Here is a 20,145-nt window from a genome sequence, read left to right as displayed (position 1 = left end):
ATTATCGCCAATGCGGCAAGGAGCCCTCGTGCCCATAGTTGAAATGGAACGTCGCCAGGTGGTGGTGATCGGTGCCGGTCCGTCCGGGGCCATCGCCGCCGCGCTGTTAAAGCGCAAAGGGCATGATGTACTGATTATCGAGCGCCAGCATTTTCCACGGTTCTCGATCGGCGAAAGCCTGCTGTCTCACTGCATCGACTTCATCGAAGAAGCCGGCATGCTCGACGCCGTGCAGGCCGCCGGTTTCCAGGTGAAAACCGGCGCCGCGTTCGCCTGGGGCGAGCGCTACAGCGCGTTTGATTTCAGCGATACGTTCAGCCAGGGCAAGCCGACCACCTTCCAGGTGCAGCGCGGCGAGTTCGACAAGTTGCTGGCCGATCAGGCGGCGCGGCAGGGCGTGGAAATCCGCTACGGAGAAACCATCGTCGGCGTCGATTTCAAAGGTGAAACCCACTACCTTCACGTGCGCCGCGAGAACGGCAGCGAGTACCACCTCAAGGCCAAGTTCGTGCTCGACGCCAGTGGCTACGGCCGTGTGCTGCCGCGCCTGCTGGACCTCGAAGCGCCGTCGGATTTCCCGGTGCGCCAGGCGGTGTTCACCCATATCGAAGACCGCATCGAACACCCCGGTTTCGACCGAACCAAAATCCTCATCACCACCCACCCGACCCAGCGTGACATCTGGTTCTGGAGCATCCCGTTCAGCAACGGTCGCTGCTCGGTGGGCGTGGTCGCGGCCAAGGAGCATTTCGACGGCCGCGACGGCGACCTCGACGCCTGCCTGCGCGGGTTTATCGACGAAACCCCAAGCTTGTCCGGCGTCCTGCAAAACGCCGTCTGGGACACGCCCGCGCGCACCATCGGCGGCTACTCGGCCAACGTCAAAACCTTGCACGGGCCGGGCTTTGCGCTGCTGGGCAATGCGGCAGAATTCCTCGACCCGGTGTTCTCGTCTGGCGTGACCATCGCCATGCGCTCGGCGAGCATGGCCGCCGCCCTGCTGCATCGCCAGCTCAAAGGCGAAACCGTGGACTGGCAAACCGAGTTTGCCGAGCCATTGAAGCGTGGCGTGGACACCTTCCGCTGCTACGTCGAAGGCTGGTATGCAGGGACGTTCCAGGATGTGATCTACCACCCGGACAGCTCGCCGGAGATCCGCCGGATGATCTGCTCGATCCTCGCCGGTTACGCGTGGGATGAGCGCAACCCGTTTGTCAGCGAGCCCAAGCGACGCTTGCGGATGTTGTCGGAAATCTGTGCGGGTGAGCCGGTATGAGCAGTCAGTATTTAAGTAAAAACTACGTCGAGGAAACCAAGTTCGGCTTCTGGTTTTTGCGCAGCCACACCTGGCAGCACCATGTGTTGCGCGTGGCGATCAACGACCTGCGCAGCCTGTTCACTGACCCGCTGCCAGAGGCGCCGGTGCTGCTGGATGCCGGTTGCGGCCAGGGCAAGTCGTTCCAATACCTGCGGCAGGTGTTCGCCCCCGCACGCCTGATCGGCCTCGACGCCGATCCCCACAGCCTGACACTGAGCCAGGCTGAAGCGGCGCGCCAGGGCATGGCCGTGGAGCTGATCGGCAGCGATTGCGCCACGCTCGATGTGCCGGATGAAAGCGTCGATATCCTGTTCTGCCACCAGACCTTCCATCACTTGGTCGAACAGCATCGCGCGCTGAAAGAGTTCTACCGCGTGCTCAAGCCGGGCGGGTATCTGCTGTTTGCCGAGTCCACCGAAGCCTATATCGACACCTGGGTGATCCGCTGGCTGTTCCGCCACCCGATGCACGTGCAGAAAAGCGCCGAGCAATACTTGGAGATGATCCGCGAACAGGGCTTTGAATTCGGCCCGCAGAACGTCTCGTACCCGTATCTGTGGTGGAGCCGTTCCAGCGATTTCGGCCTGCTGGAACGCTGGGGCCTGCGCAAGGCGCCGCCAGTGGGGCAGCGCGAAGAAACCCTGGTCAACTGCGTGGCACGCAAGCCCCTGGCGAGCGCGGCCACATGATCCGTGTGTTGCTGATCGGCTGCCTGTTGTTGCTGAGCGCCTGCGCCAGCCAGCCACCGTTGCCGGAGAAAACCCCGAGCCTGGCGTTGCCCCTGCAATTGCACGTGCAACGCCTGGCCGACGGCCAAAGCCAGGACTGGCTGCTGGTGATCCAACGCGAAGGCAACGGCATTCGCTGGTCGATGATGGACCCGCTGGGCATTCCCCAGGCCCGGCAAAAGCTGATCGATGGACAGTGGCAGGCCGACGGCTTGCTGCCGCCCAATCCCCAGGCGCGCGAGCTGTTTGCCGCGCTGCTGTTTGCGCTGACCTCGGCCGATGATCTGCGCGCGCTGTATCCAAGCGCCCAGGCGATGGACCTGACGCGCACCCTGCCGGGCCATTGGCAGATTGTGTATCAGTCGTCCGAGGTGTTCAGCGTGAACATCAGCGGCCAGCCCCTGAGCTACCGCATCACGCCGCTGGGGGCCGCGCAATGACGGCCTACCTCAACGCCCTCGGCGTGATCTGCGCCCTCGGCCGTGGCCAGGCCGAGGTCAGCCGCAGCCTGTTTGCCGGCGACTGCTCGGGCATGGCCGCCGAAAGCGGTTGGGTGCCGGAGCGTGTGTTGCCGGTAGGCGCTGTGCACGGCGAGCTGGCGACTATCCCCGCGGAACTCGGCCAGCAGAGCAGCCGCAATAACCAGCTGCTGCTGGAAGCGGCGTTGCAGATCGAGGGCGAGATTCGCCAGGCGATCCGCACCTACGGCGCGTCGCGGGTCGGCGTTGTGCTGGGCACCAGCACTTCCGGCATCGACGAGGCCAGTCGTGGCATCGCCCATTTCCTGCGGGAAAACCAGTTCCCCGGCGATTATGACTACCAGCAGCAGGAACTCAGCGCCCCGGCGAACTTCCTCGCCGACTGGCTGCAACTGAGCGGCCCGGCCTATGTGATTTCCACCGCCTGCACCTCCAGTGCCCGCGCGCTGATGAGTGCCCAGCGCCTGCTGGACCTGGGCGTCTGCGATGCGGTGATCTGTGGTGGCGTGGACAGCTTATGCAAGCTCACGCTCAACGGCTTCAGCTCGTTGGAAGCGGTGTCGAACGAGCGCTGCAACCCGTTTTCGGTGAACCGCAACGGCATCAATATCGGTGAGGCGGCAGTGCTGTTTGTGATGAGCAAGGCACCGGCGCCCATCGCCCTGCTGGGCAGCGGCGCCAGTTGCGACGCGCACCATATCTCCGCGCCCGAACCCAGCGGCAAAGGCGCGTTGCAGTCGATGCGCAAGGCGTTGGCCAGCGCAAAATTGCAGCCCGGGCAGATCGGTTACCTGAACCTGCACGGCACCGCCACCCAGCACAACGACGCCATGGAAAGCCTGGCCGTCGCCAACCTGTTCCCGCACGGCGTGGCCTGCTCATCGACCAAGCCCATGAGCGGCCACACCCTCGGTGCGGCTGGCGCGCTGGAAGCCGCCTTCTGTTGGTTGAGCCTGACCCACGGCCAACTGCCGCCCCACGTCTGGGACGGCGTGGCTGATCCGGCGCTGCCAGCCTTGCACTGGGCACGGCGCGGCGACACCCTGGAAAAACGCTGCCTGATGAGCAACTCGTTTGCCTTCGGCGGCAACAACGTCAGCCTGATTATCGGAGAGGCCCCATGACCCCTTGGCCACTCGCCGAACTGCTGCCCCATGCCGGCGACATGATCCTGATCGACCAGGTGCTGTCGTACGATGAAGAGCAGATTCGCACCCGCGTCACCGTCACCCCCGGCGGCCTGTTCAACCGCCCCGACGGCAGCCTGCCGGCGTGGGTCGGCATTGAATTGATGGCGCAAAGCGTCGCCGCCTACGCCGGTTGCCGTGCGCGCCACAAAGGCGAAGCGGTGGAACTGGGCTTCCTGTTGGGCACACGTAAATTCGAGTGCAACGTGGAGCACTTCCCGGCCGGCGCCGAGTTGACCATCCACGGCCTGCGCTCCCTGGAAGACGACAACGGCATGGGTGTGTTCGAATGCCACCTCACCGGCGAGGGCATCCAGGCCAGTGCGCGCTTGAACGTATTCCGACCGCCCCAGGCGGCCACCTATTTAGATGAATCGAAGGACGTAACGCCATGACTGAATCCGTACTGGTCACCGGCTCCAGCCGTGGCATCGGCCGCGCCATCGCCCTGCGCCTGGCCCAGGCCGGGCATGACCTCGTGCTGCACTGCCGCAGCGGGCGAGCCGAAGCCGACGCGGTGCAGGTCGAAATCGAAGCGTTGGGCCGCAAGGCGCGCGTGCTGCAATTCGATGTGGCGGACCGGGCTGCGTGCAAGGAAATCCTCGAAGCCGATGTGGAGCAGCATGGTGCCTATTACGGCGTGGTGCTCAATGCCGGCCTGACCCGCGACGGCGCGTTTCCGGCGTTGTCGGAAGACGATTGGGACGTGGTGATACGCACCAACCTGGACGGTTTCTACAACGTGCTGCACCCGGTGATGATGCCGATGATTCGTCGTCGCGCCGCCGGGCGTATCGTGTGCATTACCTCGGTGTCGGGGTTGATCGGCAACCGTGGCCAGGTCAATTACAGCGCCTCGAAAGCCGGCCTGATCGGTGCGGCCAAAGCCTTGGCGATTGAGCTGGGCAAGCGCAAGATTACCGTCAACTGCGTCGCGCCGGGGTTGATCGACACCGCGATGCTGGATGAAAACGTACCGGTAGAAGAGCTGATGAAAATGATCCCGGCGCAACGCATGGGCACCCCGGAAGAGGTGGCCGGCGCGGTGAATTTCCTGATGTCGGCCGAAGCCGGCTATATCACCCGCCAGGTCCTGGCCGTGAATGGAGGCCTGTGCTGATGAAGCGCGTCGTCGTCACCGGCATGGCCGGCATGACCTCCCTGGGCGGCGATTGGGCCACCATCTCGGCCAACTTCCGCGCCAACCGCAGCGGTATCCGGCGCATGGACGAGTGGGACCGGTTCACCGAACTGAACACGCGCCTGGCCGGGCCGATTGACGATTTCGTCGTGCCGGCCCACTGGACGCGCAAGCAACTGCGCAGCATGGGCCGCGTCTCGCGCCTGGCCGTGTGGGCGGCGGAGCAGGCGTTGCAGGACGCCGGCTTGCTGGGTGACGAGTCGATCAAGGATGGGCGCATGGGCGTGGCCTGTGGTTCGTCCACCGGCAGCACCGACGAGATCAAGGCGTTCGGCAATATGCTGCTGAACTCGGTGGCCGAGGGGCTGAATGCCAACTCCTATGTGCGCATGATGCCCCACACCACGGCGGCGAATATCAGCATCTTCTTTGGCCTGACCGGGCGGCTGATCCCCACGTCCAGCGCCTGCACCAGCGGCAGCCAGGGCATCGGCTATGCCTATGAGGCGATCAAGTTCGGCCGCCTGCCGTTGATGCTCGCCGGCGGCGCCGAAGAGCTGTGCCCCACCGAGGCCATGGTGTTCGACGCGCTCTACGCCACCAGCCTGAAAAACGATGCGCCGCAGACCAGCCCACGGCCCTACGACAGCGGCCGCGATGGCCTGGTGATCGGCGAAGGCGGCGGGATGCTGGTGCTGGAAGAACTGGAACATGCGTTGGCGCGCGGTGCGCATATCCACGCGGAACTGGTCGGCTTCGGCAGCAACGCCGACGGCCAGCACACCACGCGCCCGGAGCAGAAAACCATGCGCCGTGCGATGGAGCTAGCGCTTGAGGATGCAGGCCTGGAGCCGTCCGCCATCGGCTACGTCAACGGCCATGGCACCGCCACCGATCAAGGTGACGTCGCCGAAACCCTGGCCACCCACGCCCTGTTCGGCAGCCGCATGCCCATCAGTTCACAGAAGAGCTTCCTCGGTCACACCCTGGGTGCGTGCGGCGCGCTGGAGTCGTGGTTCAGCATCGAGATGATGAACCGCAACCAGTATGTGCACACCTTCAACCTGGACGCCGTCGACCCGCAATGCGGCGAGCTGGATTACCTGCAAGGTGAGTTCCGCGAGATGCACCACGACTACGTGATGAACAACAACTTTGCCTTTGGCGGCGTCAACACGTCGCTGATCTTCCGCCGCTGGTCCTGACTTTTTTAATCGATTGGAGAATACGGAATGTCTTCCTTGCTACGCGCCACCCTGATCACCCTGGCCCTGCTGACCACCGCTGGCTGCACCAACAAGCCCGTGCTTAACCCACAGCACGAAATACCGGCCGATGTTCAGGTGGGCGAAGAGAAAATGAAGCAGATCATCGTCAACGCCCTGAAAAAGCGCGAGTGGAACGTGCAGCGCCTGAGCCCGCAACTGGTCCAGGCCGAGATCACCATACGTAACCAGTATTACGCCGCCATCGACATCCGCTACACCCGCAACAGCTACGCCATCACCTACCGCGACAGCCGCGACCTGGGCTACAAGGACGGCAAGATCCACCGCAACTACAACCGTTGGGTGAACAACCTGGACAGCGACATCATGGCCGGGCTGCGCAGCAATGGCGCAAACGAGGCCGGCTCGGCGGCGCAGTTGTTTGAGCAGACGGGCACTACCAAGTAAAACCGGGGCTGCTCCCTTGTGGAGCTGTCGAACTTTATCGAGGCTGCGATGGTGGTGGGGCTGGCAATAGAGATTTCGCCTGTGCCGCCGTCTTCGCAGGCAAGCCAGCTCCCACATTTTGAACGGTGTACGCCTGACACAACCTGCAAACCCAGTCCCCTGTGGGAGCTGTCGAGCTTTAGCGAGGCTGCGAAGGCGGTGGGTCTGGCAACTAAGATGTCGCCTGTGCCGCCGCCATCGCAGGCAAGCCAGCTCCCACCTGGATCTGCTTCGTTTTGAAGTGCGTTTTTCTTACTGAACGGCCTTACGCGTCAACAACTCCACAAACCCCTCCGCCATCGGCGTTTGCACGCCCTTGCGTTGCACCAGCCACACCGCCGTCACCGCTTCCTCATCCAACAACGTGCGATAGACCACGCCATCAATGCGAATCCGCTGGTAAGACGCTGGCAGCACCGACACGCCCAACCCCGCTGCCACCAGGCCGATGATGGTCATCGCCTCCCCCGCTTCCTGGGCGAAGTGCGGGCTGAAACCGGCGTCACGGGCCAGGTTGATCAACTGCGCATAGAGCCCACTGCCGTAGCTGCGCGGGAAAAACACGAACGGTTCCTCGGCCAATTGCGCCAGGTGCAAACCACGCTCGCTGCCGTCCACCAACGGGTGGTCGGCGTTCAACACGGCCACCAGCGGTTCGCGCATCAACTCGACCACACTCAACGAGTCCGGCAACGGCAGCGGGCGCATCAGGCCGACCTGGATCGACTCGTCCACCAGCGACTCGGCCACCTGGGTGCTGCTCATCTCCTGCAAGTTGAGGTGAACCGCCGGGAACGCCTGGCGAAACGCAAAGATCGCCTGGGGAATGCTGGCGTTGAAGGGCGCCGACGAGGTGAAACCGATCTTCAGTTCCCCCAGCTCACCCAACTGCGCGCGGCGTGCCACGTCCGCCGCCTTGTCCACCTGGGCCAGCACCAACCGCGCCTCATGCAGGAACAAGCGCCCCGCTTCGCTCAGCTCGACCCGACGATTGGTACGTTCGAACAAGCGCGCCCCCACCTCCTGCTCCAGCGCCTGGATCTGCTGGCTCAGCGGCGGTTGCGAGATGCCCAGCACCTGCGCGGCGCGGCCGAAATGCAGTTCTTCGGCGACGGCGATGAAGTACCGCAGATGTCGTAATTCCATGCCAGCCTCATTAGGTCGTAAAAGCTCTCAAACAGGTCGAACAATATATTGGAAAGAATCATTAGCCAGCTATATTCTTTTTTGCATGGCCGGTCCTGGCACGCTTTCCCTCCCCGAGGTCCCCGTGAATTCTGCTGTCGCTCCACTCGCTCAAGAAGTCCCGCCCACTGCCCTGGATGAGGTGGTGGCCCAGCTCAATGACGCGTACATCGAAAAAGGCACGCCGATGTTCATGCGCACGGTGCTGGCGCTGTTCTCCGGCGGTTTTGCCACCTTTGCCCTGCTGTATTGCGTACAGCCGATGATGCCGGCACTGTCCCACGAGTTTTCCATCAATGCGGCGCAAAGCAGCCTGATCTTGTCGGTCGCCACCGCAATGCTCGCCTGTGGCCTGCTGATCACCGGGCCGATTTCCGACCGCTTGGGCCGCAAGCCGGTCATGGTGTCAGCCCTGTTCTGCGCCGCGCTGGCAACCATTGCCAGTGGGTTGATGCCGACGTGGGAAGGGATTCTGATGATGCGTGCGTTGGTGGGCTTGTCATTGAGCGGCCTGGCCGCCGTAGCGATGACCTACTTGAGCGAGGAAATCCACCCGCAACACATCGGCCTGGCCATGGGCTTGTACATCGGTGGCAACGCGATTGGCGGCATGAGCGGGCGCTTGATCATGGGCGTGCTGATCGATTTCGTCAGTTGGCACACCGCCACCTTGATCATCGGTGCCCTGGCGCTGATCGCCGCCACGGTGTTCTGGAAAATCCTCCCCGAATCGCGCAACTTCCGCGCCAGCAGCCTCAAGCCGCGCAGCCTGCTGGATGGGTTTGTCATGCACTTCAAGGACGCCGGCCTGCCGTGGCTGTTCCTCGAAGCCTTCCTGCTGATGGGCGCGTTCGTGACGATGTTCAACTACATCGGCTATCGCCTGCTGGGCGATCCGTATGACCTCAGCCAGGCCGTGGTCGGCCTGTTGTCGCTGGTGTACCTCTCGGGCATCTACAGCTCGGCGAAAATCGGCTCCCTCGCCGACCGCCTCGGCCGCCGCCGCGTGCTGTGGGCCACCATCGTGTTGATGCTCGCCGGCATCGCCCTGACCCTGTTCACCCCGCTGTGGCTGGTGGTGCCGGGCATGCTGATCTTCACCTTCGGCTTCTTCGGCGCGCACTCGGTGGCCAGCAGCTGGATCGGCCGCCGCGCGGTGAAGGCCAAGGGGCAGGCGTCGTCGTTGTATCTGTTCTGCTATTACGCGGGGTCGAGTGTGGCGGGGACGGCGGGCGGGTTCTTCTGGCATTACGCCGAGTGGAATGGGATTGGTGGGTTTATCGTGGCGTTGTTGATTGGGGCGTTGCTGGTGGCGTTGAAGCTGGCGAAGTTGCCGCCGTTGGGGGCAGCGAAGACCTGAAGCGGTTCTGCTTTTATGTGGGAGCTGGCTTGCCTGCGATGGCGGTGGTGAATCCAACGCCGTCATTGCAGGCAAGCCAGCTCCCACATTTTGACTTGTGTTCAGCCATGAAAAAGCCCGGTATCAAACCGGGCTTTTTTTATTCGTGGTACTGCGCGGACAGTTCATGCACCGCCCGCAAGAACGCACCCGCATGCTCCGGGTTCACTTCCGGCGTAATGCCATGCCCCAGGTTGAACACATGCCCACTGCCCTTGCCGTAGCTGGCGAGGATGCGGCCGACTTCGGTGCGGATCGCTTCCGGCTTGGCGTACAGCACGGTCGGGTCCATGTTGCCTTGCAGCGCGACGCGGTTGCCCACGCGCTGGCGGGCTTCGCCGAGGTCGCAGGTCCAGTCCAGGCCGAGTGCGTCGGCACCGGCGTCGGCGATACTTTCCAGCCACAGGCCGCCGCCTTTGGTGAACATGATCACCGGCACTTTGCGGCCTTCGTGTTCACGGATCAGGCCGCTGACGATCTTGCGCATGTAGGCCAGGGAGAATTCCTGGTACGCCGCCGCCGACAGGTTGCCGCCCCAGGTGTCGAAGATCTGCACGGCTTGCGCGCCGGCCATGATCTGCGCGTTGAGGTAGGAGGTGACCGACTGGGCCAGCTTGTCCAGCAGCAGGTGCATGGCTTGCGGGTTGTCGTAGAGCATGGCCTTGGTCTTGCGGAAGTCTTTCGACGAGCCGCCTTCGACCATGTAGGTGGCCAGGGTCCAGGGGCTACCGGAGAAGCCGATCAGCGGCACGCGGCCGTTGAGCTCGCGGCGGATGGTGCTGACGGCGTCCATCACGTAGCCGAGGTCCTTGTGCGGATCAGGGATCGGCAGGGCTTCGATGTCGGCCAGGGTGCTGACGACTTTCTTGAAACGCGGGCCTTCGCCGGTTTCGAAGTACAGGCCTTGGCCCATGGCATCAGGAATGGTGAGGATGTCGGAGAAGAGGATGGCCGCGTCCAGTTGCGGGTAGCGGTCCAGCGGCTGCAGGGTGACTTCGCAGGCGAACTCCGGGTTCATGCACAGGCTCATGAAGTCGCCGGCGTTGGCGCGGCTGGCGCGGTATTCCGGCAGGTAGCGACCAGCCTGGCGCATCATCCACACAGGGGTGACGTCCACGGGTTGCTTGAGCAGGGCACGAAGGAAACGGTCGTTCTTGAGGGCAGTCATGTCGGCATCCGCAAAAAAAGTGCGGGCATTTTCTCAGAGCCGGACGCAAAAGGCACGGAGTGCGCCGTGCCTTTTGTCTATCGGGTTGATTTGAAGCAATGTCTTGAACACGCTGAAACCAAATGTGGGAGCGGGCTTGCTCGCGAAAGCGGTGGGTCAGTCGACACATTTGGTGACTGATACTCCGCATTCGCGAGCAAGCCCGCTCCCACAGTTTGAGCCCATTTCAGCTCGGGATCAGGGGTCAGACTTGCAGGTAATCCAGGATCCCTTCGGCGGCATTGCGGCCTTCGAAGATCGCGGTTACCACCAGGTCAGAGCCACGCACCATATCGCCACCGGCGAAGATCTTCGGGTTGCTGGTCTGGTGCTTGTACTGGCCTTGTTCCGGGGCAACAACGCGGCCCTGGCTGTCGGTCTGGATCTGGAACTGTTCGAACCACGGCGCCGGGCTTGGACGGAAACCGAAAGCGATGACCACGGCGTCGGCCGGGATGATTTCTTCGGAACCCGGGATCGGCTCAGGGCTGCGACGGCCACGGGCGTCCGGTTCGCCGAGACGGGTCTCGACCACCTTCACGCCTTCAACGCGGTCTTCACCAACAATCGCAATCGGCTGGCGGTTGTAGAGGAACTTCACGCCTTCTTCCTTGGCGTTCTTCACCTCTTTGCGCGAGCCGGGCATGTTGGCTTCGTCACGGCGATAAGCACAGGTCACCGACTTGGCGCCCTGGCGGATCGACGTACGGTTGCAGTCCATCGCGGTGTCACCACCGCCGAGCACCACGACCTTCTTGCCTTTCATGTCGACGAAATCTTCCGGCGACTTTTCAAAGCCCAGGTTGCGATTGACGTTGGCGATCAGGAAGTCCAACGCGTCGTAAACGCCTGGCAGGTCCTCACCGGCAAAGCCACCTTTCATGTAGGTGTAGGTGCCCATGCCCATGAACACGGCATCGTATTCTTCGAGCAGTTGCTCCATGGTCACGTCTTTGCCGATCTCGGTGTTCAGGCGGAACTCGATGCCCATGCCGGTGAACACTTCACGACGGTGGCTCAGTACGGTTTTTTCCAGCTTGAACTCGGGGATGCCGAAGGTCAGCAGGCCGCCGATTTCCGGGTTCTTGTCGAACACCACCGGGGTCACACCGCCACGCACCAATACGTCGGCGCAGCCCAGGCCGGCAGGGCCGGCGCCGATGATGGCGACGCGCTTGCCGGTCGGCTTGACCTTGGACATGTCCGGGCGCCAGCCCATGGCGAACGCGGTGTCGGTGATGTACTTCTCCACCGAGCCGATGGTCACCGCGCCGAAGCCGTCGTTGAGGGTGCACGCACCCTCGCACAGACGATCCTGCGGGCACACCCGGCCGCACACTTCCGGCAGGGTGTTGGTCTGGTGCGACAGTTCGGCGGCGGCGAGGATGTTGCCCTCGGCCACCAGCTTCAGCCAGTTGGGAATGAAGTTGTGCACCGGGCACTTCCATTCGCAATACGGGTTACCACAACCCAGGCAGCGGTGGGCCTGGTCGGCCGAGTGCTGGGGTTTGAAGGGCTCGTAGATTTCCACGAACTCTTTCTTGCGTTGACGCAACAGTTTCTTCTTCGGATCTTTGCGCCCGACATCGATGAACTGGAAGTCGTTATTCAGACGTTCAGCCATGTTAAAACCTCATCAAACTCTTCAGGCGCATATCACTGCGGGTTGGCACGGATGCTGGAAAGCAACGATTTCAGGTTGGCAGCCTTGGGCTTGACCAGCCAGAAACGACGCAGGTAATCATCGAGGTTTTCGGCGAGGTTGCGGCCCCATTCGCTGCCGGTCTCCTCGACGTACTCGTCCAGCACGTGCTGCAAGTGGTTCCGGTAGGACTCCATGGCTTCGCCGCTGATCCGCTGGATCTCGACCAACTCGTGGTTGACCTTGTCGACGAAGGTGTTGTCCTGGTCGAGCACGTAGGCGAAACCGCCGGTCATGCCCGAGCCGAAGTTGTAACCGGTCTTGCCCAGTACCGCGACAAAGCCCCCGGTCATGTACTCGCAGCAGTGATCGCCAGTGCCTTCCACCACGGTGTGGGCACCGGAGTTGCGCACGGCGAAACGCTCACCGGCAGTACCGGCGGCGAACAGCTTGCCACCGGTGGCGCCGTACAAGCAGGTGTTGCCGATGATGGCACTGTCCTGGGTCTTGTAGACGCTGCCTTTCGGCGGAACGATCACCAGCTTGCCGCCGGTCATGCCCTTGCCCACGTAGTCGTTGGCGTCGCCTTCCAGGTACATGTGCAGGCCACCGGCGTTCCACACGCCGAAGCTCTGGCCCGCAGTGCCTTTGAAGCGGAAGGTGATCGGCGCTTTCGCCATGCCCTGGTTGCCGTGCTTGCGCGCGATTTCGCCGGAGATGCGCGCGCCGATGGAACGGTCGCAGTTGCAGATATCCAGGGCGAAGTCGCCACCGCTGGCGTCGTTGATCGACGAACCGGCGATTTCCACCATCTTCTCGGCCAGCAGGCCTTTGTCGAAGGGCGGGTTGCGCTCGACGCCGCAGAACTGCGGTTTGTCGGCCGGAATGTGATCGCTGCCCAACAGCGGCGTCAGGTCCAGGTGATGTTGCTTGGCGGTCTGACCTTCGAGGATTTCCAGCAGATCGGTGCGACCGATCAGCTCTTCAAGGGAGCGCACGCCCAGCTTGGCCAGCCACTCACGGGTTTCTTCGGCAACGTAGGTGAAGAAGTTCACCACCATGTCGACGGTGCCGATGTAGTGATCCTTGCGCAGCTTCTCGTTCTGAGTAGCGACGCCGGTGGCGCAGTTGTTCAAGTGGCAGATGCGCAGGTATTTGCAGCCCAGGGCGATCATTGGCGCGGTGCCGAAGCCGAAGCTTTCGGCGCCGAGGATCGCGGCCTTGATCACGTCGAGGCCGGTTTTCAGGCCGCCGTCGGTTTGCACACGGACCTTGCCGCGCAGGTCGTTGCCGCGCAGGGTCTGGTGGGTTTCAGCCAGGCCCAGTTCCCACGGTGCACCGGCGTACTTGATGGAGGTCAGCGGCGAAGCGCCGGTGCCGCCGTCGTAGCCGGAGATGGTGATCAGGTCGGCATAGGCCTTGGCCACGCCAGCGGCGATGGTGCCCACGCCGGCTTCTGCCACCAGCTTCACCGAGACCAGGGCCTGCGGGTTGACTTGTTTCAAGTCGAAAATCAGCTGCGACAAGTCTTCAATCGAGTAGATGTCGTGGTGCGGCGGTGGCGAGATCAAGGTCACGCCCGGCACAGCGTAACGCAGCTTGGCGATCAGGCCGTTGACCTTGCCGCCTGGCAGTTGGCCGCCTTCGCCAGGCTTGGCGCCTTGGGCTACCTTGATCTGCAGCACTTCGGCGTTGACCAGGTATTCCGGGGTCACGCCAAAACGGCCAGTGGCCACCTGCTTGATTTTCGAGCTCTTGATGGTGCCGTAGCGCGCCGGGTCTTCGCCGCCTTCGCCGGAGTTGGAACGCGCACCCAGGCGGTTCATGGCTTCGGCCAGGGCTTCGTGGGCCTCAGGCGACAAGGCGCCCAGGGAGATACCGGCGGAGTCGAAGCGCTTGAGGATCGATTCCAGCGGCTCGACTTCGCTGATGTCCATCGGCGTGTCCAGGGTCTTCACCTTGAACAGGTCGCGGATCATCGACACCGGGCGGTTGTCCACCAGGCTCGTGTATTCCTTGAACTTGGCGTAGTCGCCCTGCTGCACGGCGGCTTGCAGGGTGTTGACCACGTCCGGGTTGTACGCGTGGTATTCGCCACCGTGTACGAACTTCAGCAGGCCACCTTGCTGGATCGGCTTGCGCGCGCTCCAGGCTTCGGCTGCCAGGGCTTTCTGCTCGGCTTCGATGTCGACGAAACGCGCACCCTTGATGCGGCTTGGCACGCCACGGAAGCTCAGGTCGCACACCTCTTCGGACAGGCCGATGGCTTCGAACAGTTGCGCACCGCGATAGGACGTGACGGTGGAGATGCCCATCTTCGACAGGATCTTCAGCAGGCCCTTGGTGATGCCTTTACGGTAGTTCTTGAACACCTCGTAGAGGTCGCCCAGCACTTCACCGGTACGGATCAGGTCGCCGAGTACTTCGTACGCAAGGAACGGATACACCGCCGATGCGCCGAAGCCGATCAACACCGCAAAGTGATGCGGGTCGCGGGCGGTGGCGGTTTCGACGAGGATGTTGGAGTCGCAGCGCAGGCCTTTTTCGGTCAGGCGGTGGTGCACCGCGCCAGTGGCCAGGGATGCGTGGATCGGCAGCTTGCCCGGAGCGATGTGACGGTCGGTCAGCACGATCTGGGTACGACCGGCGCGCACGGCTTCTTCGGCCTGGTCGGCGACGTTGCGCACAGCGGCTTCAAGGCCGAGGCTCTCGTCGTAGTTCAGGTCGATGATCTGGCGATCAAAGCCTGGGCGGTCCAGGGTCATCAACGAACGCCATTTGGCCGGGGAAATCACTGGCGAGCTGAGGATCACGCGGGAGGCGTGCTCAGGGGATTCCTGGAAGATGTTGCGCTCGGCACCGAGGCACACTTCCAGCGACATCACGATGGCTTCGCGCAGCGGATCGATCGGCGGGTTGGTCACCTGGGCGAACTGCTGGCGGAAATAGTCGTACGGCGTGCGCACGCGCTGGGACAGCACGGCCATCGGCGTGTCATCGCCCATCGAGCCCACGGCTTCGTAGCCTTGCTCGCCGAGCGGACGCAGCACCTGGTCACGCTCTTCGAACGTGACCTGGTACATCTTCATGTATTGCTTGAGCTGGTCGACGTCATAGAACGCCGAACCGTGGTCGTTGTCTTCCATGGTCGCCTGGATGCGCAGGGCGTTCTTGCGCAGCCATTGCTTGTACGGGTGACGGGACTTCAAGCGGTTGTCGATCGCGTCGGTGTCGAGGATCTGCCCGGTTTCGGTGTCCACGGCGAGGATCTGCCCAGGGCCGACGCGGCCTTTGGCAATCACGTCTTCGGGCTGGTAGTTCCACACGCCGATTTCCGACGCGAGGGTGATGAAACCGTTGGTGGTGGTCACCCAACGCGCCGGGCGCAGGCCGTTACGGTCAAGCAGGCACACCGCGTAGCGGCCGTCGGTCATTACCACGCCGGCCGGGCCGTCCCACGGTTCCATGTGCATCGAGTTGTACTCGTAGAATGCACGCAGGTCCGGGTCCATGGTTTCGACGTTCTGCCACGCTGGCGGAATGATCATGCGCACGCCACGGAACAGGTCGATGCCGCCGGTGACCATTAGTTCGAGCATGTTGTCCATGCTGGAGGAGTCGGAGCCGACGCGGTTGACCAGCGGGCCGAGCTCTTCCAGGTCCATCAAGTCGTTGGCGAACTTGGTGCGACGGGCCACGGCCCAGTTGCGGTTGCCGGTGATGGTGTTGATCTCGCCGTTGTGGGCGAGGAAGCGGAATGGCTGGGCCAGCGGCCATTTCGGCAGGGTGTTGGTGGAGAAGCGCTGGTGGAACACGCAGATTGCGGTTTGCAGGCGCTCATCGCTCAGGTCTGGATAGAAGGCGGTGAGGTCCGCCGGCATCATCAGGCCTTTGTAAATGATGGTCTTGTGGGAAAAGCTGCAGATGTAGTGCTCGGTGTCGGCGGCGTTGGCAACCGACGAACGACGGCGGGAGGTGAACAGCTTGATCGCCATGTCCTGGTCGCTCAGGCCATCACCGGCGATGAACACTTGTTCGATCTGCGGCAGGCGCTCAAGCGCGAGGCGGCCGAGGACGCTGGTGTCGATCGGCACTTTGCGCCAGCCGACGAGTTGCAGGCCGGCGGCGACGATTTCGCGGTTCATGTTTTCGCGAGCGGCTTGGGCTTTGACCGGGTCCTGGTTGAAGAACACCATGCCCACGGCGTATTGCTTGGACAGGTCGACCGCAAATTGCTCTTTGGCGACAGCGCGCAGGAACAGGTCGGGCTTTTGAATCAGCAAGCCACAACCGTCACCGGTCTTGCCGTCGGCGTTGATCCCACCGCGGTGGGTCATGCAGGTCAGGGCCTCGATGGCCGTTTGCAAAAGGGTATGACTGGGCTCGCCCTGCATATGGGCTATCAGGCCGAAACCGCAGTTATCCTTGAATTCATCGGGTTGGTACAGACCTGCTTTCATAGACACTTTCTCACCAGGCTGCCTCTTATATCGAGGCAAATTTCTTTTCAATTCAACCGGTTACCTTCCACGCCGAACGTACGCCGGCTTAGCGGGGGCAAAAGGGAGGTCATTGTACACACCGACACAGACGCTCACAAATTTAGCGACGAAATGTCGCAAATCTATGTCGCATTTATGAAAGGTTTAAAGCGATATGCTGTGCTAGTCAAAACTTTTTTAATTCTGACCGCTACGACTCAAAAGCCACTGTGACGCAGACACCACAAAGCGCGCGGTCTCTAGAGACTGCACGCCATGCGATTTTTTTTGAGGTGCCGGGAGGGCGGCCTGGGTAAGGCCGCCGGATCTTCAGCGAGTTGCTGCCAGTTCTTGTTGAACGCTGGCGACAGTGCGAGGCCAAGGTTTACCAGCCTGGACCTTCGCTGGCAAGGATTTGATCGCAGAATCAGCGGCTGCACGGCTGGAGAAGTTGCCGTAGGTGATCACGTAGAGAGGCTTGCCGTTGAGCACTTTCTTGAAATAACGGTACTCGCCGCCCTGCTCTTTCACGAACGCCTGGGCGTTGGCTTCGGAGCTGGTGCCGAGGATCTGCACGACGAAGTTGCTGGCAGGCTGGCTGCCGTACCAACCGCTGCCCGCAGCGCCCGCTTTAGCGACGGTGACAGGCTTTTCAGCCGGCTTGGCGGCCGGAACCGGGGCTGGCTTGGCAGCAGGCGCAGGCGCGGCGACAACCGGCTTGGTCACTGGCGCCGGCTTGGCAGTGGCGACAGTCGGTGCCGGCGTCGGCGTCGGCTTGGCCACTGCGGCTGGCTGGCCTGCTGGCACGCCTGCAGGTGGCGCGGTGGTGGTGACGGTTGGCGGTGTGGCGCTGGAGCCTTCCACCGGCACGCCGTCGTCGCCTTCGGAGATGCCACCGGCTTCTTCAGCGAGCGGGCCGCGCATCACCGGCTGACCGACCATCGGCAGGTTGGTCGGCTGGCCGGAGTTGGCGAATTCAACGTTCGGAGTAGGCTTGCCCAGTGGCAACTGCGCCTGTTCGGTTGGCGCGCCGGCAGTGGTCGGTGCCTTGCTGCGACCCGGGATCAACCAGGCGGCGGCAACAGCAACCACAACAACTGCGGAAATAGCCAATACGTGCTTCTTAGGCATAGTGAACCCCATCTTTGGACGCTTGACCGCAGAGCGGCTGGCAATCATGGCTTCGATCATCGCATCGCGGGCAACCTGGTTGATGGTGCCAGGCCAGCCGTCGGAGCTTTCGTGAATATCAGAGATCTGATTTGCCGTGAAAAGTTCGATACCAGCGCCTGCGCCTTCCAGGCGTTGAGCCAGGTATTCGCGGGTTTCTTCTTCTTCGTACGGCTGCAATTCGATCACGTGGAACAGCTCTTGATCACCGCTGATCTGCTCCAGATCGGCGATCAACGACGACTCACCAAACAGGAACACATGCGGGCGGCCTTCCGGCGTACCGGCGGCCAGCGCCAGCAGCGCCTCAAGAGCGGATTCGTCGAGCTGCTCGGCGTCATCCACCAGCAAATAGACTTCCTGACCGGTCAGGCCCAGTTGCACCACTTGCTTGAGGATCGCGTTCGGCTCGGCCGTGGACACGTCCAGCGCCTGGGCCACCTGGCGCAGCACGCCAGCCGCATCACCGGCACCGCGAGCGGAGACCACCACGCTCTGTACCGATTGCTTGTTGGTGCTCGCCACCAACGCCTGGCGCAGCAAGGTCTTGCCGCTGCCCAACGGGCCGGTCACCACCAGCAGCAACTGGCTGTAGCGCGCCAGATGGTGCAGTTGCCCCAGCACTGGCTTGCGCTGGGCCGGGAAGAATTTGAAACCAGGCACCCGTGGAGCAAAAGGGTCGTGGCTTAACTGGTAATGGCCGAGGAACGCCTCGTCGGCATGCAAACTAGTCATCGGGATCTGATTAACCTTTCAGCTGAGCCAGGGCGCGGTAATCCGCTCCCAGCGTGGCTTGTAAAATCTCTTTTGGATAATCGTCGGTTACCACGGCTTCGCCCATGTGGCGCAGCAGCACCAGTCGCAGTCGACCGTCGATCACTTTCTTGTCTATCGCCATATGTTCGAGGAAGTCCGCCTCGGTCATCTCTTCAGGCGGGATGACCGGCAAACCGGCGCGCTGGAACAGGCGGATACCACGATCACGCTCTTGGGCGCTGATCCAGCCCAGGCGTTGCGACATCTCCAATGCCATCACTGTGCCAGCCGCTACGGCCTCCCCATGCAACCACACACCATAGCCCATGTGCGTTTCGATCGCATGGCCGAAGGTGTGGCCGAGGTTCAAGGTGGCCCGTACGCCGGACTCCCGTTCGTCGGCATTCACCACCAGCGCCTTGGCGGCGCAGGAGCGGGAAATCGCTTCGGTGAGTGCCACCTGGTCAAGGTTGCGCAAGGCGTCGACGTGTTCTTCCAGCCAGGCCAGGAACGGCTCGTCGCAGATCAGCCCGTACTTGATGACTTCCGCCAGGCCCGCCGACAACTCGCGCGGTGGCAAGGTATTGAGTGTGGCGGTGTCGATCAGTACAGCCTGAGGCTGGTAGAACGCGCCGACCATGTTCTTGCCCAACGGGTGGTTGATACCGGTCTTGCCGCCCACCGACGAATCGACCTGGGACAGCAAGGTGGTCGGCACCTGGATAAAGTCCACGCCACGCTGGTAGCAGGCCGCCGCAAAGCCGGCCATGTCGCCGATCACACCGCCGCCAAGGGCGATCACGGTGGTGCGGCGGTCATGGCGTGCAGTCAGCAGGCCATCAAAGATCAGTTGCAGGGTTTCCCAGTTTTTGTGGGCTTCGCCGTCTGGCAGGATCACCGAGATCACCGAATACGCCGCAAGGCTGCGGCTCAGACGCTCTAGATACAGCGGCGCGACCGTTTCGTTGGAGATGATCGCCACTTGCCGCCCAGCAATGTGCGGGGCGAGCAACTCGGGCTGGTCCAGCAGACCCTCGCCAATATGGATCGGGTAGCTGCGCTCGCCTAGATCGACCTTAAGTGTCTGCATGTGTCCCCGCGTTAGAGATGGTGTGACGACCGGCAACGTCGAGATAGGGCATTGCCTGATGGCTCTACGCCACACCTCAGTAGGTGATGGCGCGCCGCCGAGAATAGCGCATTTCGGGCCTGGCTTTAACGGGGTGGCAGCCGTTGCAGGCGCTCAAGAATATCGAGAACCACCATCCGCGGCGGCCGCTCATCGGTTTCCACCACCAGATCGGCGATTTCCCGATACAGCGGGTCGCGCAGCGTGAGCAGGTCCCGCAAGGTTTTCTCCGGGTTGGCCGTGCGCAGCAGCGGGCGATTGCGATCGCGGGCGGTACGGCCCACCTGCTGCTCGACCGAGGCATGCAGATAGACCACCCGACCACCGGCATGCAGCGCCCGACGGTTTTCTTCGCGCATGACTGCGCCGCCGCCGGTGGCCAATACCACGCCATCGAGGCCGCACAGCTCGGCGATCATCGCCTGCTCGCGGTCACGAAAGCCCAGCTCGCCTTCCTTATCGAAGATCCATGGGATATTGGCACCCGTGCGCAATTCAATTTCCTTGTCGGAATCTTTGAATGGCAGGCGCAGCTCTTTGGCCAGCAAACGGCCGATGGTGCTTTTTCCAGCCCCCATCGGTCCTACAAGAATCAAATTTCGCACAGA

16 protein-coding genes are annotated in these 20,145 nt (G+C 62.5%); 9 read left to right on the top strand and 7 right to left on the bottom strand.

Annotation, left to right across the window (positions count from 1 at the left end; translation table 11 throughout):
• Positions 1 to 28 precede the first annotated feature (28 nt).
• From DBR46_RS06445 to DBR46_RS06410, 8 genes are read left to right on the top strand one after another with little or no spacing between them, the layout of a single operon-like run.
• Positions 29 to 1,276 carry an NAD(P)/FAD-dependent oxidoreductase gene (locus tag DBR46_RS06445; RefSeq protein ID WP_256659241.1) on the top strand — a complete coding sequence of 416 codons (1,248 nt, stop codon included), beginning with the start codon at positions 29 to 31 and terminating at the stop codon, positions 1,274 to 1,276.
• Positions 1,273 to 2,007: a class I SAM-dependent methyltransferase gene (locus DBR46_RS06440; RefSeq protein WP_124525466.1), complete on the top strand. Its 735-nt coding sequence runs from the start codon at positions 1,273 to 1,275 to the stop codon at positions 2,005 to 2,007. Before DBR46_RS06445 ends, DBR46_RS06440 begins: the two co-directional genes overlap by 4 nt.
• Positions 2,004 to 2,486: a hypothetical protein gene (locus tag DBR46_RS06435; protein ID WP_124525465.1), complete on the top strand. Its 483-nt coding sequence runs from the start codon at positions 2,004 to 2,006 to the stop codon at positions 2,484 to 2,486. The genes DBR46_RS06440 and DBR46_RS06435 overlap by 4 nt, the downstream gene beginning before the upstream one ends.
• A complete protein-coding gene (locus DBR46_RS06430; RefSeq protein ID WP_124525464.1) occupies positions 2,483 to 3,649 on the top strand; it encodes a beta-ketoacyl-[acyl-carrier-protein] synthase family protein in 1,167 nt (388 codons plus the stop codon). Before DBR46_RS06435 ends, DBR46_RS06430 begins: the two co-directional genes overlap by 4 nt.
• Positions 3,646 to 4,107 (top strand): hotdog family protein, encoded by a 462-nt coding sequence (locus tag DBR46_RS06425; RefSeq protein ID WP_124525463.1) that lies wholly within the window; start codon positions 3,646 to 3,648, stop codon positions 4,105 to 4,107. Before DBR46_RS06430 ends, DBR46_RS06425 begins: the two co-directional genes overlap by 4 nt.
• Positions 4,104 to 4,832, top strand: coding sequence for a 3-oxoacyl-ACP reductase FabG (fabG, locus tag DBR46_RS06420; RefSeq protein ID WP_124525462.1), 729 nt, complete (start codon positions 4,104 to 4,106; stop codon positions 4,830 to 4,832). The genes DBR46_RS06425 and fabG overlap by 4 nt, the downstream gene beginning before the upstream one ends.
• Positions 4,832 to 6,058 (top strand): beta-ketoacyl-ACP synthase, encoded by a 1,227-nt coding sequence (locus DBR46_RS06415; RefSeq protein ID WP_124525461.1) that lies wholly within the window; start codon positions 4,832 to 4,834, stop codon positions 6,056 to 6,058. Before fabG ends, DBR46_RS06415 begins: the two co-directional genes overlap by 1 nt.
• A gap of 27 nt (positions 6,059 to 6,085) precedes the next feature.
• On the top strand, positions 6,086 to 6,529 hold the full coding sequence (locus tag DBR46_RS06410) for a hypothetical protein (RefSeq protein WP_124525460.1): 444 nt from the start codon (positions 6,086 to 6,088) through the stop codon (positions 6,527 to 6,529).
• A 291-nt stretch (positions 6,530 to 6,820) separates the two neighbouring features.
• Here DBR46_RS06410 and DBR46_RS06405 read toward each other — a convergent pair whose 3' ends face one another.
• The gene (locus DBR46_RS06405) at positions 6,821 to 7,714 is read right to left on the bottom strand and encodes a LysR family transcriptional regulator (RefSeq protein WP_124525459.1); all 894 of its coding nucleotides are present in this window, start codon (positions 7,712 to 7,714) and stop codon (positions 6,821 to 6,823) included.
• 124 nt (positions 7,715 to 7,838) lie between these two features.
• Here DBR46_RS06405 and DBR46_RS06400 point away from each other — a divergent pair, with 124 nt between their 5' ends.
• On the top strand, positions 7,839 to 9,113 hold the full coding sequence (locus DBR46_RS06400; RefSeq protein WP_124525458.1) for an MFS transporter: 1,275 nt from the start codon (positions 7,839 to 7,841) through the stop codon (positions 9,111 to 9,113).
• Positions 9,114 to 9,252: 139 nt separating this feature from the next.
• On the opposite strand, the gene hemE is transcribed toward DBR46_RS06400, so the two are convergent.
• The 6 genes from hemE to aroK all read right to left on the bottom strand — a co-directional run bounded on the left by hemE (position 9,253) and on the right by aroK (position 20,142).
• Entirely contained in the window at positions 9,253 to 10,320 is a 1,068-nt protein-coding gene (gene hemE / locus DBR46_RS06395) for a uroporphyrinogen decarboxylase (protein ID WP_124525457.1), read from the bottom strand.
• A 244-nt stretch (positions 10,321 to 10,564) separates the two neighbouring features.
• The gene (locus DBR46_RS06390; protein WP_088423072.1) at positions 10,565 to 11,983 is read right to left on the bottom strand and encodes an FAD-dependent oxidoreductase; all 1,419 of its coding nucleotides are present in this window, start codon (positions 11,981 to 11,983) and stop codon (positions 10,565 to 10,567) included.
• A gap of 32 nt (positions 11,984 to 12,015) precedes the next feature.
• Positions 12,016 to 16,461, bottom strand: coding sequence for a glutamate synthase large subunit (gene gltB, locus DBR46_RS06385; protein WP_124525456.1), 4,446 nt, complete (start codon positions 16,459 to 16,461; stop codon positions 12,016 to 12,018).
• Between the two features lie 351 nt (positions 16,462 to 16,812).
• On the bottom strand, positions 16,813 to 18,387 hold the full coding sequence (locus tag DBR46_RS06375) for an SPOR domain-containing protein (RefSeq protein ID WP_124525455.1): 1,575 nt from the start codon (positions 18,385 to 18,387) through the stop codon (positions 16,813 to 16,815).
• Between the two features lie 10 nt (positions 18,388 to 18,397).
• Positions 18,398 to 19,498, bottom strand: a complete 1,101-nt coding sequence (aroB, locus tag DBR46_RS06370; RefSeq protein WP_017738869.1) for a 3-dehydroquinate synthase — start codon at positions 19,496 to 19,498, stop codon at positions 18,398 to 18,400.
• 125 nt (positions 19,499 to 19,623) lie between these two features.
• Complete coding sequence (gene aroK, locus DBR46_RS06365) at positions 19,624 to 20,142, bottom strand: shikimate kinase AroK (protein WP_016979191.1); 519 nt, start codon at positions 20,140 to 20,142, stop codon at positions 19,624 to 19,626.
• Between the last annotated feature and the right edge of the window lie 3 nt (positions 20,143 to 20,145).

The sequence above is a fragment of the Pseudomonas sp. KBW05 genome, assembly GCF_003852405.1.
Lineage (GTDB): Bacteria > Pseudomonadota > Gammaproteobacteria > Pseudomonadales > Pseudomonadaceae > Aquipseudomonas.
This window is presented reverse-complemented; position numbering and strand designations above follow the sequence as displayed.